Origin of the sequence: Achromobacter sp. Root83 (assembly GCF_001428845.1) — a bacterium.
Classification (GTDB): Bacteria; Pseudomonadota; Gammaproteobacteria; order Burkholderiales; family Burkholderiaceae_B; genus Achromobacter.
Genome location: NZ_LMIU01000012.1, coordinates 1 through 14821, shown reverse-complemented (window position 1 = coordinate 14821; position 14821 = coordinate 1). Strand labels below are relative to the sequence as shown.

Below are 14821 nucleotides of genomic sequence, written 5' to 3'. Positions count from 1 at the left end.
GGTCTGCGCCGCCTCGACAGGGCTCAAGCGCTAGGGCTTGGTCATGCAATGACTCCCGCAGTGCGCAGGGCGTCGATGCGCGCGGCATCCAGGCCCAGGCCCTGCAGAATGGCGAGCGTCTGTCCGCCTTGGGTAGGGGGATCGGACCGCTTGCCCGCCTTGCGGCCGTCGAACTCGATGGGCAACGCGGCGGCCGATATCTCGCTGCCGTCCGGCAGCCGGGTCTTGAGCAGGGCGCCGCCCGCGTTCAGGTGCGCGTCGTCCAGCAGGTCGTGCGGCTGGCGGATCGGCCCGTAGGAAAGATTGGCCTCTTCCAGCGCCGCGCAAAGTTCGCCGGTCTTCCAGGTTTTCAGGATTTCGCCCACGCCGGGCACCAGCCAGGAACGCGCGGCTTCGCGGTCGACGGCCGTGGCCAGGCGCGGATCGGCAGCCCATTCAGGCGGCAGGAATTTTTGCGCGAAGTTGCGCCATTGGGCATCGCCCACCACCGCGACGAACACCCGGCCGTCGGCGGTCTCGAAGACGTCGTACACGCCCCATGGCGGCTTGCGCTCCGCGCCCATGGGCTTGGGCGCCGTGCCCGTCAATTGGTACTGCGCGATGAACTGGGCCACCAGCAGCAGGTTGTTTTCAAACAGGCCCGACCGCACATGGCGCCCGCGGCCGGTGGCGTGGCGGTCATGTAGCGCGGCCAATGCGCCCACCACGCCAAAGGTGCCGCCCAGGATGTCGTTGACGGATGCGGCCACCCGCTGCGGCGTATCGGCGCCGCCATTGATATAGGCCAGTCCACCCATCATCTGCACCACTTCGTCCAATGCCGTACGGTGCTTGTACGGGCCCGAGAGAAAGCCCTTGAGCGACACGTAGATCAGCCCGGGATTCTCGGCGGACAACGATTCGTAGTCCAGCCCATATTGCGCCAGGCTGCCGTCGCGGAAATTCTCCACCACCATATCGGTCCGCAGGGCCAGCTTGCGCACGATCTCCTGTCCCTCCGGGGATTTCAGGTCGATCGCCAGGCTCTGCTTGTTGCGGTTGAAGACGGGGAAATAGCCGCTGCCCGATCCCTTCAGCCGACGCGTGCGGTCGCCGTCCATGGGTTCCACCTTGATCACGTCCGCCCCCAGATCCGCCAGCGACAGGCCGGCGGCCGGCCCCATGATCATATGGGACAGTTCCAGGACCTTGATGCCGCGCAAGGGCAGTTCGGAACTATCCATAAAGGGTGAAGCCGGTGCTGCGGTCATCAAGTTTCCTCTTGCCTGCCTGGGAATCGGAGCGGCGCCTGGCCCGGAAAGTCCGGCCTGCCGCGCCGCAAAGAATCCATGATCGCGGCCCTGCGCGGGCTGCGGGTAGCGGTCTTTCAGCACGGGGGCATTCTCGGTTGGGAACGTCCGGGTAAGCCCTGACCCGGACCGGCGCATCAGGCGTGCGCCGCGGGCAACACCCCCAGATGCGCCAGCAGGGCGCGCGCGGCAGGCGACAGCGCTGCCGGGTCCCGCACTGCGATGCATAGGGGCGTGCTGGACCAGGGGCCCGAAAGAGGAATGAAACGGATATCCAGATGCGCGTGGCGGGGCTTCAGGTAATGCGGCACCACGGCCACCCCCATGCCGCGCGCCACCAGCATGCAGATCGTCTCGTGCGAGCTGACCCGCGCGCTGATCCGGCGCGTCATGCCCGCGTCGCGCGCCGCCTGTTCGAACACGCTGCTGATGCCGTTGTCGCGGTTCAGCTCGATCTGCTCGAATGGCAGCAGTTGCGCATAGTCCATTGCCTCGCGGTCAGCAAGCAGGTGCTGGCCCGGCACCACCGCCGCCAACTCGCAATGGCCGCATGGAAACACCTGCAGGCCGTCGTGGCCGAAATCCGATCCCGCCGCCACGTCCGCCTGGCCCTCAAGCACGGCGCGGAACGCGGCCTGCGTCGTGTCTTCTTCCAGCGAGATATCGATTTGCGGATAGGCGCGCCGGAACGACTGGATCTGCGCCGGCAATTCGCCGGATAGCGCCGCCACGCTGACCGCCAGCCGAATGTGCCCGCGCACGCCGGTCGCGAAGCCGGCCATGTCGCGATGCATGCGGTCCATGTCCTGAAGCACGCGGCGCACATGCGCGGCCAGGGCGTTGCCGGCGGGAGTGGGTTGCACGCCCTTGACGCCGCGCTCCAGCAACGGCACGCCAAAGGCCTCCTCCATTTCCGACATGCGCTTGCTGACGGCGGAAGGCACGATGTTCTCTCGCGCCGCGGCGCGCGCCAGGCTTCCCTCCTCGAGCGCGGCAAGGAAAAGGCGCAGGGAAACTGGATCGATATCGCGGGACGGCGGGGTTGGCGGAAGCGGCTTCATGGCGCAAAGTGTCGTGCTTTGGCCGCCTCCGAAGGCATCGGGGTTTTCCCGAGCGCGCCGGATTCGCAGGGACGCGGCAGCTCAGGCTGGGGCCCATTCGCCTCATCGAGGCGACATGGGTATCATCCGCACTCCCGCCGCCCGCCCGGCCCCCGCCTTCAGACCTCACCTCCCATGCAATGCCCTCGCTGCAACTGGCAAAACCCGGCCGCCAACAAGCTCTGCTTTAGCTGCAACGCCCCCCTGCCCGTCAAAGCGGCCAAGGCGCCCGTCCAGCGCGCCGCCAAGACCGGCACTGCCCGGGTGTTCCCCAGCATCTGGCCACGGCTGGGGGCCACCGCGATTGACGCGATCTTCATGGCAGTGGCGACGGCCGGCCTGGCCATGGCTGCGTCTTACACCTATCAAGGGCTGACCGGAGAGGCCGGCCCAGTGCTGCTGGCCATCGCCGCAGGACTGATCGGCTGGCTGCTGCCCGCCTTCATGGACGCCTGGGGCAGCGGCTCCCCTGGCAAGCGCCTCTTGAAAATGCGGGTCGTGACGCGCAAGGGCGGCTCGCCGGGGCTGCTGCGCTCGGTCTGGCGGCATATCCTGAAGTACACGTTGAACGTGGTCCTGCCCGGCATCTTCCACCACATACAGCAGACCATCTTTGGCGAACGCGCCATGCACAACTCCTTGGCCGGCACCCATGTCGTGTCCAGCCATGCCGATCCGCGAGCGGTGCTGCCTGCGGTGGCCCAGACCCGCGCCGTCACGGGAGCCGGCAGATTCCTGTTCGTCGTGTTCGGCGTCGCGGCGCTGGTCCTGGTCGGCATGGTGATCGGCGTGATCGCCCTGGACAAGGACGAAGGCGACAATCCCCTGCGCACCGAGGTCATCCATCTGGACCTGGTGTCGGATCCCGTGCGCATGCTGGCCGAAGGCTATTACCAGCGCACCAGGACGTTCGCCCCCGATATGGCCGCCCTCGGCGTCACGCAGGAATCGCTCAAGACCAGCGGCTTCAGCAAGCTGGAGATGAATCCCGTCAACGGCGTGCTGCGCTTCACCATCGCCGGCGAACCGGCCACGGCGGACGCGCCCTCCCTGGGCGGCAAGCATCTGGTCTATCTGCCCGAACTGCGCTCGGAGAAGAAAGGCGGCGGCGTGCGCCGCTGGCAGTGCGGCAGCGACGACATCCCCCGCGCGGATCGGCCCTATAGCTGCCGTCACGAAGCCGGCGCCCTGGCGCGCTAGCCCTATTTCTGAGACCGGAACCCCCGCATGTCCAGCCTGATCGAGTCCATTCACCGCGCCGACGACGGCAACGACCTCACCCAAATGCTCGCCTTGTGCGAACAGGGGCTGCGCGAACAGCCCGCTTCCCCCGTCATGTGGGCCCTGCGTGCCCGCTACCACGACAAGCGCCAGGCACATGCGCAGCGGGACGCAGATCTCGCCCGTGCGCTGACCCTGGATCCGCAATGCAGCGACGCCATCCGCGTGCGCGCCACCGCGCTCTACGATGCGGGAAACCAGCAGGAAGCCTGGCGTGTCCTGCGCGACGCCCTGCAACGCGCGCCGTCGCACTTCGGACTGCTGATGTCCGAGGCCTATCTGCTGATCAATGACCGCCAACTGGACAGCGCCATTGCAAGCTGGACCCGCGCTTCGCAAATACGCCCTTCCGCCGCCGCGCCGCACTGCTATATCGGATCGAACTTGCACAACGCGGGCCGGTACCACGACGCCCTGCCCTACCATCAGCGTGCCGTGGCGCTGGCGCCCGGCAATGGCGGCTTCCTGTACGACGCCGGCAACAACTACCGCCGCCTGGGCGACCTGAACAACGCCATCGCAATGTTCGACCGCGCCCGCGCCATCCTGGGCGAGGAAAACGCCATCCAGCACAATCGGGCCTCGTGCCTGCAGGCGCTGGAGCGCCATGAAGACGCGGTGGAAGAATGGACCAGCCTGCTGCGCCGAGAGCCCGACTGGGACTGGCCCCTGGAAGGCAAGGCGCGCTCGCTGCACCGACTGGGCCGGGCGGACGAGGCCGCGCCCCTCTGGCGGCGTCTGGACGCGCTGTCGGACAATGGCTGGGAAGGCCGCAAGGAGCAGGCCCGCGAGTACGTGCGCAGCGGCGATCCCGAATTGGCGGAACAGGCTCTGCAAGGCCTGGACCCGCTGACCAGCGGCGACGCCCAGTTGCTGTTCGTGGCCGGCAACGCCCAGCGCGACCAGCGCAACTGGGAAGCGGCGTTGGCCTATTACCTGCGCGGCTATGAAATTGCGCCCAACGACGACTTCCTGCCCGGCAATGCCGCCGACATGCTGAACCGGCTGGAACGCTACGATGAAGCCCTGCCCTTGTCGGAAGTGGCTATCTCACTGGATCCGGACTGGCTCAAATGGCGGCGCGCCCGTATCGAGGCCCTGACGCGCCTGGGCCGTGGGGCGGAAGCCGTGGCCGACGCGGACCGGGCCATGGCGCGCTGGCCTGACAGCGGTCCCCTGCATGCCGAACGCGTCAACGCCCTGATCGCCGCCGGCCAGTACGACGCCGCGCTCTCGGCCTGCGACCGTCTCATCGCGCTGGATCCGGACTACCGTAGCTGGGCCTTGTTTTCGCGCGGAGAGATCTACGGGCACATGAAGCGCCATGCGGAATCGGCCATGGCCTTCCGCCAGGCATCGGCCTCGTACCAGCAGAACGGCAAGCCCCAGTTTCAGGAGCTATCCATGCAGAATGCGCTGGCGGCGGAAGAAGCCGCGGCCGCCCCGCGCGGATTCCTCAGCCGCCTGTTCGGCCGTAGATAGATGCAGCCAGACGGCCGGTTCGGCTGCAGATAGGCGCAGCCGAACGGCCTGACGGCCAGGCGCCACTCACGCGCCCTTCGTGCAATCCGCCTCGTGTCCCCTGTATACCGGGTAGCCAGTGAATTTCCCTGCGCCCAAAATGGTATAGTCACGCCCGCTGCCGGCTCCGCATGGGCCGCGCAACGCCCGAGTGGTGAAATTGGTAGACACAAGGGACTTAAACTAATTTGAGCCCTTTGAGGGAAACCTCAAAGGTGTAGCCCGTCAAACTCGGCGAAGGCCCTGGACCCGTTCCGCGCTAACACCGAGCCAAGCCCTGCTTGAAAAAGCGGGGAAGGTGTAGAGAGCAGACGGCGGGCACCTAAGGCCGGAAGGCTATGGTGAAGGCGTGCTCCAGACCACGAACAGCGCACCCCGCTGGCGGCGAAAGCCGAAGTGGTAAGAAAATCCCTCGGCCTCGCGGCCGTACCGGTTCGATTCCGGTCTCGGGCACCACCCTGTTTGAAGCGTTCAGCGAAATTAAAATAATAATAAATCGGCTGGACCTTTTCACGGCAATCGCTTGATCAAAGGTACCCACGAAGGCGGGCTGCGGATCCGTCCTCGGGAGCCAGCTGAGGCGACCCCGTTCATACCGGGTCTGATGCCAAACACGTCTGCATAGTCCGATCGTCGCAGTTGCCCTCGCCCCGGCTGTAGCCGTCCCACCCGTTGACGTCGCTCCGTATCCTAGCGCGCGGTACAGCCGAGGGTTCTCTTCCTCGCGTTGCGCATGCGTCATGCGATGACGTTCGTGCCCATGGCCTGCGGCTCTTCCTCAACGCAAACCACCCCACGCCCCGGGATGGCGGCGTCGCATCGCGTACGACTGGTCGGTGTTTCGGCAGCCCGTTAGATCTCCGCAGGAGGGGGCACAGATGTTCAGCGTCAGTAACAAGCAACAAATCTCCATGATCGTTTTCGGCTAGCAACCAATAAAAGTCAGGAGACACGACGTAATATTCGAAGTAACGGCATTCCTTGATGATTTGCGAAACCGCATGGATTGGAACATTAAAAATGAACTCCTCCTCGTTACATTCGTCCACCACAAACCACACATGCGTGACCGAGGGAGGAGCAAGTTTCGCAATACGTAGATATCCACTATCGCCCTCAAAACTTAAGACATTTGCATTTTTCAATCCGGTCCACCAAGCACGCGGATTTCCAACGACAAATTTCTTTTGAATTTTTTCCAGCAATGCCACGCTGTCGCTCGCCTGCTGATCTCCCAAACCGCAGTTCTTTAGCGCTGCGGATAGCTCAATTCTGAAATCGTCTGCACCCGGCTTCACCATTATTGGATATCTTCTAAAAATTTTCGATCCGGCCTATGTCGCGATCCCGCATAAGCAACGTTGCCGCGATGACAGCCCCCATTTTCCGAAGGTTTTCCATTAGACAAATCGGTTGCCATGACCTAGTCCTCCTCCTCGCGGGGTGCATCGAGAGCAGTTCTGCCCCCGCATCCTTGAACTCAACGAGCGCGCCCGAGACCGCATCCACTCCTGCCCAAGGCTATGGCAGTGATGTATGCCAATGCGTGACGGATCCGGCTCGCGCGGCGTCGTCCATAGCGCGTCGTGCTCGCTGTCATAGCCGCCCGCCGAGCCCTGCTGCTGATGCAGCAGCACCAGATTCTTGCTGATTCGCTTGCGCCCGCGATACTAAGCTACCCTGCTTGTACAGGAATGCGTGATCTGATGGCTGATCTGCAGCGCGCTCTTTGGATCATCCGACCATTGAGACGGGAAGCAGCCCCCTCCATGCATCCAACAACGCCTAACGACTTACCGGAATGGCGTAGATATTAATAATCTTCTCAGCACACGCGTCATCAAAAAATCTACTTTCGTAAAAATTGAAATTAAGAAAGACACCGGCGGCTGCGAAGTTATTTTTGATCATTTTCATCTCAGGCGATTCAATATCGTTATTGTTCTTTTCTATCAATTTTTGCAGAAACTCCTCCCCCTGACTTCCGGGGAATACAAAGATTCTTGGAGTCACAAATAGATTATCTGAATAATCATCAAAATCAGTAAATGAGATACCTAATAGGACATCCCGGCGCGGCACACGCTCTTTGGATGAAATAATAGCAACATTTAAAACAAAGCATGCCAATGATATTAAAATTCCAAACACCCCGCCCGGGCTAAGACTATTTTTAAGGTACTCTACCTTTTTATATCTTGAGACAATAGGGTATTCCTCATAGCTGTCGTAGTCACATTCGAATACACGCAGATCCTCATAAGGTTCTTCCTGTATTAATTTAATGTAAACATCTGATAGTTTCATTATTTCAAAGACTCCCAACCATGATCGCGCAACCACTCGATTGTTTTTCTGGAAAAAGTCACATCACCCCTTCCTTTATCGTGAATCGATCCATCGAGATTCAGCCCTGAGCCGCACTTACAATGGGCATGCCATTGGCTATTGGGAACACTTGCCTCGGGGCCATCGATACGCGTTATATCCGAAGGTGCCTGCCCTTTGGCTACCTTAGCCTGCGACTGCTTCGGCGTTCCCGAGGAATTTCCTTTTTTCCCAGCGAGGCCAAGTGGATCAATCCACTCCACAGGATTATCCGCATACTGATAGACATTCAACCCGCCCGCAAACCCGATCGGATCCTTCGCAATAAACCTTCCGATCTCCGGATCATAGTACCGGTGCCGGTTGTAATGCAGTCCGGTCTCATACCCGCCCGCAAACCCGATCGGATCCTTCGCAATAAACCTTCCGATCTCCGGATCATAGTACCGGTGCCGGTTGTAATGCAGTCCGGTCTCATAGTCCAGATATTGTCCCTGGTGTCGGATCGGATTACGTATTCCCGCGGACCGTGCCGCGCTTGAGATCGCCTCTTTCGCTACGCCCCATGCCTTGTACTGTGCGCTCCAGACGATCTCACCGTCGGCGTCGGTCAGTTCCTGCGGCGTCCCCAGGTGATCGCACTGGTACCACGCGAGCGCATCCACGGCATCCGGCTCGGGCGACGTCGTCCATAGCGGATCCTGGTCGATGTCATAGCCGCCCGCGTAAACCGGCTGCTGATGCAGCAGCACTGACTTCCTGCTGATCGCCTGCGCCAGGGGCACAAAGCTCCCCGGTTCGTACAGGTAGTGTGTTGTCTGGTCGTCGCGGCCTTCCCAGGCCAGGGTATCGCCGTCCCAGCCGTACAGCGTTGCCCCGCAGCCCAGAGCCCGATTCAGCCGGGCTTTCTCTTCCTGGCGCTGCGCGTGCGTCATGCCGGGACGTTCCTGCCAGTGGGCTTCCGATTGCTTCATCAGGCGGCGGCCGAGGGCGTCGTATTGATAGCTCACACGCAGCGTGTCGTTGCTATAGCCCGTCAGGCGGTTGAACAGATCCCACTCGAAGCGCGAGCGTTTGCCGTTGTGCAGCTTATCGATCAGGTTGCCGCGCGCGTCGTATTGGTAGTGCGTGCCCACGTACTCGCGCAACCGGCTGTCCAGGCGCGTCTAGCTGTGGCTCCGCACTCCGCCATAGGTGAATTGCATAAACAATGAAGGGCCGCGTAAACGGCTTTTCATTGCTACCACACTCGCATATTAGGAGAGCAAAATCCGCATGTGATATCCATCAGCTCCAAAATTCTGTCCTCGATGTCTTCACTTACACCAATTTTCATTGTGCCGAGCAACTTATACACTGATTCCGAACTAAAACCTTTCTCCTTGTATTTCACAAGAATTGATCGCTGCAAAGTGAAATCACGATTTATTCGTAATGCGTCACTCAATTCTCTATCTAGCTCGCTATCTAATTCGGTGTTCATTGCTTCACCCACTTGTCACGCGTTGAACCAAGGGCGGCTTGATAGTCGGGCAATGTCATGCTGATGCTTGGTTGAATCGTCCCGTGCGTGGCACCATCCTGCACATATTTAAGGGTCTTCGGAAGATTCGCAGTCTTTAGCACGCAGGCGCAGTCCTTTCCTGTCCCTCCTAAACTTTCTGGGCGCCTATGGGGCGGAAGATTGGCCGCCGAGCCCGGTGCAACTGAGATACCACCTGTGCCTGGGTGAACCATTCCATTAGAATCTACCGGAATATCTACCCCTGGACGAGCTCCAAGGCCACGTGCCGTGGGTTCAACAATCGGCAGACCGTCAACCCCTGTTTTCATCGCTCGGTAGACGTCTTCCCCAGTCAATCCTAATGGGTCAACCCACCCCACCGGATTATCCGCATACTGATAAACATTCAACCCGCCCGCAAACCCGATCGGATCCTTCGCGATAAACCTTCCGATCTCCGGATCATAGTACCGGTGCCGGTTGTAATGCAGTCCGGTCTCATGGTCCAGATACTCCGATCTCCGGATCATAGTACCGGTGCCGGTTGTAATGCAGTCCGGTCTCATGGTCCAGATACTGCCCCTGGAATCGGATCGGATTACGTATCCCCGCAGACAGTGCCGCACTTGAGATCGCCTCTTTCGCGACGCCCCATGCCTTGTACTGCGCGCTCCAGACGATCTCGCCGTCCGCGTCGGTCAGTTCCTGCGGCGTCCCCAGGTGATCGCACTGATACCACGCGAGCGCATCCACGCCATCCGGCTCGGGCGACGTCGTCCATAGCGGATCCTGGTCGATGTCATAGCCGCCCGCGTAAACCGGCTGCTGATGCAGCAGCACTGGCTTCCTGCTGATCGCCTGCGCCAGGGGCACAAAGCTCCCCGGTTCGTACAGGTAGTGTGTTGTCTGGTCGTCGCGGCCTTCCCAGGCCAGGGTATCGCCNGCATCCACGTCATCCGGCTCGGGCGAAGTCGTCCATAGCGGGTCCTGATCGACGTCATAGCCGCCCGCGTAAACCGGCTGCTGATGCAGCAGCACTGGCTTCCTGCTGATCGCCTGCGCCAGGGGCACAAAGCTCCCCGGTTCGTACAGGTAGTGTGTTGTCTGGTCGTCGCGGCCTTCCCAGGCCAGGGTATCGCCGTCCCAGCCGTACAGCGTTGCCCCGCAGCCGAGCGCGCGATTCAGGCGGGCTTTCTCTTCCTGGCGCTGTGCGTGCGTCATGCCGGGACGTTCCTGCCAGTGGGCTTCCGATTGCTTCATCAGGCGGCGGCCCAGGGCGTCGTATTGATAGCTCACACGCAGCGCGTCGTTGCTATAGCCCGTCAGGCGGTTGAACAGATCCCACTCGAAGCGCGAGCGTTTGCCGTTGTNCTCTTCCTGGCGCTGCGCGTGCGTCATGCCGGGACGTTCCTGCCAGTGGGCTTCCGATTGCTTCATCAGGCGGCGGCCCAGGGCGTCGTATTGATAGCTCACACGCAGCGCGTCGTTGCTATAGCCCGTCAGGCGGTTGAACAGATCCCACTCGAAGTGTGAGCGTTTGCCGTTGTGCAGCTTATCGATCAGGTTGCCGCGCGCGTCGTATTGGTAGTGCGTGCCTGCATACTCGCGCAGCAGGTTTTCCAGTCGTGCCGAGCGTTGGCGGTAGGTGTAGACGGGGCCCGCCATGCTCAACGTGCTCTCGGTCGCGCCGGCGCTCGTGGGATCGAGCAGGTTGCTGGCGGGATCGAACGCGAAGGTTTCGCGGCCCAGGCTGCTGGTGGCTTCGAGTAGTCGGCCGACGGGGTCATAGCGATAGGCCAAGGGGCCTCGTCGGCTGTCCTGGATCGCTTCCAACTGGCCGGCGGCGTCGTAGCGATAGCCCCGCTGCAGCAGGCGCTGCGGGCGTCCGGCATGGGCCGAGCCCGCCTCCATACCTGGGGTGCCTGGAGTGCCCGGCGTGCCTGGCAGTCCATGCCGCGAGCCATCAGCAGTGCCCGGCATGCGTCCCACGCTCTGTTCGCGTAGCCGGCCCATCGCATCCCACGATTGCGTCTGCACCAGTCGATTGCCCTGATGGCGCTCAACCTCCCGGTGCAGGTCGTCGCGTTCGAAGCTGGCGAGTTCGTGTTCGTCGAACATCATGCCGTGCACGTGACCCGAGCCGTAGGTCAGCCAACTGACGCGATGGCCGTCTGGGCGCAGCGTCGCGATGCGCTGGTTCAGTTCGTTGTATTCGTGCTTCCAGACGGCGGTGACGGGCGACGGCAGGTTTGAGTAGTGCTGATGCTCACGCATCAGGTTGCCGGCGGCGTCGTAGAACCATTGCAGGCGGCTGGCCGAGTTCTCCGCCARGATCAGGCGGCCGTTACCGTCATAGGCGTAGCGCTCGGTCTGCGATCCGGCCGCTTCGGCCTGCAGACTGGCTTTGGCAGGAACGTTCGCTTTGGCAAGCACTCCCGCGTTGGTAGGCACACCCGCTTTGGCAGGCGCACCGGTTTCGGCAGACACACCTGCTCCGACCNGCTTTGGCAGGAACGTTCGCTTTGGCAAGCACTCCCGCGTTGGTAGGCACACCCGCTTTGGCAGGCGCACCGGTTTCGGCAGACACACCTGCTCCGACCGGCGCGCCCGGGCGGGCGGCATAGGGTCGTGCATGACGCTGCGCCACGCGTCCCATCGCATCAAACTTCAGTTCGATGACGCGGTCGCCGTCTTGGGTAGACAGCAGCGTGCCGCTGGCCGGGTCATAGTGGTAGCGCGTGGCCTGATCGTCAAAGCCGCGCTGTTCCAGCAATCGGCCGACCGGGTCGTACACAAAGCGCGGCAGCGTGCCGCTGGCCGGGTCATAGTGGTAGCGCGTGGCCTGATCGTCAAAGCCGCGCTGTTCCAGCAATCGGCCGACCGGGTCGTACACAAAGCGCGCGTGCCGGTCATTCTCGTTGGCCAGCGCCGTCAGTTGACCGAGCTTGTCCCATTGATAGCGCAACGTCCGCCCTGCGGCGTCCTGGCGCTGGGCGATCAGGCCCGCCGCCGTGTAGCTCCACTGCGTGCGCCGGCCCAGCGCGTCGGTGTGGGCCAGCAGCCGGCCTTCCGCGTCGCGCTCGAAGTGTTCCTCGGTCTGATCGGGGTGCGTGATGCAGGCCAGTTGCCCCTCCGCGTAGGCGTAGCGCGTGGTGTTGCCCGCCGCGTCGGTGAACTCGGCTAGTTGCCCCAGCCCGTCATACGCCCAGACGCTCGTCTTGCCAGAGCAATCCGTGTACTGCGTGATCTGGCCCGCCGCGTTGTAGGCCAGTTGCTTCTGGCCACCCCGCGCATCCTGGATCGCGACGGGGTTGCCCGCGATGTCGCAGGCATATTCGGTCTTGTTGCCCAGCGGGTCGATGGTCTCGGTCAGGTAGCCGCGCGGGCTGTAGTCGCGTTGCCACAGGCCGCCCTCGGCGTCGCGGATCTTGAAGAGCTGATCGCGGTCGTCGTAGGCGTAGTGCACGCTCGTGCCGTCGGGGCGCGNTGTAGTCGCGTTGCCACAGGCCGCCCTCGGCGTCGCGGATCTTGAAGAGCTGATCGCGGTCGTCGTAGGCGTAGTGCACGCTCGTGCCGTCGGGGCGCGTGTGTTCCAGCAGATTGCCGCGCTCGTCGTAGGCGTAGCTGTCGGTGTTGCCGTCGGTGTGGATATGCGTGACGATATTCTTGGCGTCGTCCCGATAGAACCATTCCGACAAGCCGTCGGGATGCACGATNGCGTAGCTGTCGGTGTTGCCGTCGGTGTGGATATGCGTGACGATATTCTTGGCGTCGTCCCGATAGAACCATTCCGACAAGCCGTCGGGATGCACGATACGATAGGTGTAGCCCAGGATGTCGTAGTAATGCTCGGTGACCTGCCCCAAGGCGTCGGTGACGTAGGTCAGGCGAATCTCCGGGTGCCAGCGCAAACGCGTATCGAAACTGCCATCGTCCGCCCATTCCCGGATGGCGCGCGCCATGGGGCCGGTGCCGTTCCACTCCAGATTCATGCCACGGCCGGTGCGATCGGTGTAGCGGGTGATCAGATGGTGCTGGTACTGATAGTTCCACTGGCCCTGGTGTTCGTCGTGGGCTTGTACCTGGTCTCCCAGCTCGTCGTATTGGTAATGCGCCAACTGGCGTTGCAGTTCACCGCCGGCGATCAGCCAGAGCGCGGCGATTCGTCCGTGGGCGTCCAACTGCGTGCCCACGTGCGTATGGAGGTCCTCGTCCTGGTAGGTAATCAGATCCGACAAGACACTGCGAGCACCCACCCTATGTTGATAGTGCAAGGACACCCGCGCGCCGCCGCGCAAGGCCAGGCGAAAACGCCTTCCGTCCCGTTGATAGGTCGCGCGCCGCTCGTAGCCTTGGGCCAAGGTCAGCTCGGTCTCCGAGACGCGCACGAGCGTCAAGTTTTCAATCGGGTCATAGTGGAACTTGCCGATCTGCGGCAAGGGATACTCGTGGGTCCGTCCGTCGGCGGCGTGATAGCGCAGTGCCTCGCGGTCGGCGCCCGCCGTCTTGATATCGAAGCGTGTCGTGAACTCGTTGATCCAACGGGCGCCCATCACGCCTTTGTCGTAGGCCGCCAGGTTGGAACAGTAAGTGCGTGACCAGTGCAGCGGGAAGGGCCCGGGCAGCGAGAAGTCCGTGTGCGTGAAGCTCTCCGTGCCCATGGCGAAACTGATGCTGTTGCCGGTGGCCATGCACGCACAGTTCTTATCTCTGTTGGCATTCTGGCGCGCCCGGCGTTGCCGGCGGATGCGAGCCAGCCGCATCGAACGCGAGATCTGCCGCGCCCGGTTCGCCACGGCCGGACGAATGTTCGCGCCGATGGCATAGCCCTTGCGCTGGCGCCACAGCAGCACCGCCACCGACAACTGCGTCAGCAAGGTGGCGATGCTTGCCGTGTTGTTCTCGTCGCCTACCGACTGTATGCCCTGGTTGACCTCTGGCGCCAATGTGTTCAAGCGGCTGGCGCCGCCCAGCATCAGGCGCTTGGCCTCTGGCGGAATGAAACCCTTGGCGGCGTTTTTCGCCTTGGTTTTGCTGCCGCCCCAGAAACTGCACAAGGCCCCCCAGGCATCTTCGATTGCCGCGGTGGGGTCATCCAGGATCTTGCCTTGCGCCGACGCCCAGAGTTGATCGGCTTTGACAAAGGCGGCTTCGGCGTTTTCGGGCTTGGTCAGGCTTTCCAGGCCCTGTGCGATGGACTTGATGATCTCTTCGGCCTTGCCGCCCGCGCTCTTGAGCAGTTCCTGCAGGCGGGCCTGCGCGGCTTCGGCGAACTGCCCGATGTCGCCGGCAATGTTCTCGTTCAGGTGCGCCGCCAGCACGCTGATGATGGCGTCGCCCAGGCCTGCCTTGGCTTGCCGCGCAACTTCCTTTTGCACCAGGAACAAGGCCGGCCGCAGGCTCATGCGCGCCGCCGCGGTGCCAGGCGCGGGGATCACGCCGAACAGATTGATGCCCAAGCTGACCCAGTCCGTGAACTGGCGCTTCTGGCTATCGCTCAGTTTGATGATGTCGCCCACGGCATCCACCAGCGCCATGATGTTGCCCAGCACCGGCACCACGCCGGCGGCGGCTGTCAGGCGCGGCAAGGTGATGATGTCGTTGCTGTTCTTGCGCAACCAGGCGTCGAACGCATTGGCGCTCGCCTCCACATCTTCGACAGCGATCGTGTTGAGCGGCGCCACCACGCCCTGTGGACCGTCCAGGTCTTCGTCGCTCCATTCGACGCCGTCGTTCTCGGCTTCGGCCTCTGCATACTCGGCCTCGGTGTATTCCTCTTCCAACGCAGGCTTGTTCGA

General features: G+C 62.4%; 11 protein-coding genes and 2 pseudogenes. 2 read left to right on the top strand and 11 right to left on the bottom strand.

Features of this window, described 5'->3' with window-relative positions:
* Positions 1–41: 41 nt before the first annotated feature.
* Both ASE30_RS12430 and ASE30_RS12425 read right to left on the bottom strand, forming a co-directional pair.
* Positions 42–1250, bottom strand: coding sequence for a CaiB/BaiF CoA-transferase family protein (locus tag ASE30_RS12430; protein ID WP_057284625.1), 1209 nt, complete (start codon positions 1248–1250; stop codon positions 42–44).
* A gap of 176 nt (positions 1251–1426) precedes the next feature.
* Positions 1427–2350, bottom strand: a complete 924-nt coding sequence (locus tag ASE30_RS12425) for a LysR family transcriptional regulator (RefSeq protein WP_057284624.1) — start codon at positions 2348–2350, stop codon at positions 1427–1429.
* A gap of 174 nt (positions 2351–2524) precedes the next feature.
* Between ASE30_RS12425 and ASE30_RS12420 the strand changes: the two genes are divergently transcribed.
* Together ASE30_RS12420 and ASE30_RS12415 are read left to right on the top strand one after the other, a co-directional pair.
* On the top strand, positions 2525–3589 hold the full coding sequence (locus ASE30_RS12420) for an RDD family protein (RefSeq protein WP_057284623.1): 1065 nt from the start codon (positions 2525–2527) through the stop codon (positions 3587–3589).
* Positions 3590–3616: 27 nt separating this feature from the next.
* Positions 3617–5152 carry a tetratricopeptide repeat protein gene (locus ASE30_RS12415; RefSeq protein WP_057284622.1) on the top strand — a complete coding sequence of 512 codons (1536 nt, stop codon included), beginning with the start codon at positions 3617–3619 and terminating at the stop codon, positions 5150–5152.
* A 629-nt stretch (positions 5153–5781) separates the two neighbouring features.
* Here ASE30_RS12415 and ASE30_RS28975 read toward each other — a convergent pair.
* The 9 genes and pseudogenes from ASE30_RS28975 to ASE30_RS29905 form a co-directional block, all read right to left on the bottom strand.
* On the bottom strand, positions 5782–6492 hold the full coding sequence (locus tag ASE30_RS28975; protein WP_156407634.1) for a DUF6756 family protein: 711 nt from the start codon (positions 6490–6492) through the stop codon (positions 5782–5784).
* Between the two features lie 484 nt (positions 6493–6976).
* Positions 6977–7498 (bottom strand): Imm15 family immunity protein, encoded by a 522-nt coding sequence (locus tag ASE30_RS28520; protein WP_082601566.1) that lies wholly within the window; start codon positions 7496–7498, stop codon positions 6977–6979.
* Positions 7498–8667, bottom strand: coding sequence for an RHS repeat-associated core domain-containing protein (locus ASE30_RS12410; RefSeq protein ID WP_057284621.1), 1170 nt, complete (start codon positions 8665–8667; stop codon positions 7498–7500). The genes ASE30_RS28520 and ASE30_RS12410 overlap by 1 nt, the downstream gene beginning before the upstream one ends.
* 331 nt (positions 8668–8998) lie before the next feature.
* Positions 8999–9553, bottom strand: coding sequence for an RHS repeat-associated core domain-containing protein (locus ASE30_RS29810; RefSeq protein WP_304438815.1), 555 nt, complete (start codon positions 9551–9553; stop codon positions 8999–9001).
* Positions 9522–9776, bottom strand: coding sequence for an RHS repeat domain-containing protein (locus ASE30_RS29805; RefSeq protein WP_304438817.1), 255 nt, complete (start codon positions 9774–9776; stop codon positions 9522–9524). The genes ASE30_RS29810 and ASE30_RS29805 overlap by 32 nt, the downstream gene beginning before the upstream one ends.
* Positions 9777–10394: 618 nt before the next feature.
* Positions 10395–11510 (bottom strand): annotated as a pseudogene (locus tag ASE30_RS29550) (hypothetical protein); the annotation flags it as partial.
* Between the two features lie 14 nt (positions 11511–11524).
* Positions 11525–12489 (bottom strand): annotated as a pseudogene (locus tag ASE30_RS29915) (hypothetical protein); the annotation flags it as partial.
* A gap of 21 nt (positions 12490–12510) precedes the next feature.
* Positions 12511–12736, bottom strand: a 226-nt coding sequence (locus tag ASE30_RS29910; RefSeq protein ID WP_369819317.1) for a hypothetical protein, incomplete at its 3' end; no start/stop codon positions are given.
* A gap of 4 nt (positions 12737–12740) precedes the next feature.
* Positions 12741–13714 (bottom strand): DUF6531 domain-containing protein (locus tag ASE30_RS29905; protein WP_369819323.1); only part of this gene is annotated, 974 nt, incomplete at its 3' end.
* Positions 13715–14821: the final 1107 nt, after the last annotated feature.

Bases quoted from the DNA above. Each gene is read 5' to 3' on its own strand.
- ASE30_RS12415 (WP_057284622.1), top strand. From the start codon at position 3,617: ATGTCCAGCCTGATCGAGTCCATTCACCGCGCCGACGACGGCAACGAC.
- ASE30_RS12420 (WP_057284623.1), top strand. From the start codon at position 2,525: ATGCAATGCCCTCGCTGCAACTGGCAAAACCCGGCCGCCAACAAGCTC.
- ASE30_RS12425 (WP_057284624.1), bottom strand. From the start codon at position 2,350: ATGAAGCCGCTTCCGCCAACCCCGCCGTCCCGCGATATCGATCCAGTT.
- ASE30_RS12430 (WP_057284625.1), bottom strand. From the start codon at position 1,250: ATGACCGCAGCACCGGCTTCACCCTTTATGGATAGTTCCGAACTGCCC.
- ASE30_RS29810 (WP_304438815.1), bottom strand. From the start codon at position 9,553: ATGATCCGGAGATCGGAGTATCTGGACCATGAGACCGGACTGCATTAC.
- ASE30_RS28520 (WP_082601566.1), bottom strand. From the start codon at position 7,498: ATGAAACTATCAGATGTTTACATTAAATTAATACAGGAAGAACCTTAT.
- ASE30_RS28975 (WP_156407634.1), bottom strand. From the start codon at position 6,492: ATGGTGAAGCCGGGTGCAGACGATTTCAGAATTGAGCTATCCGCAGCG.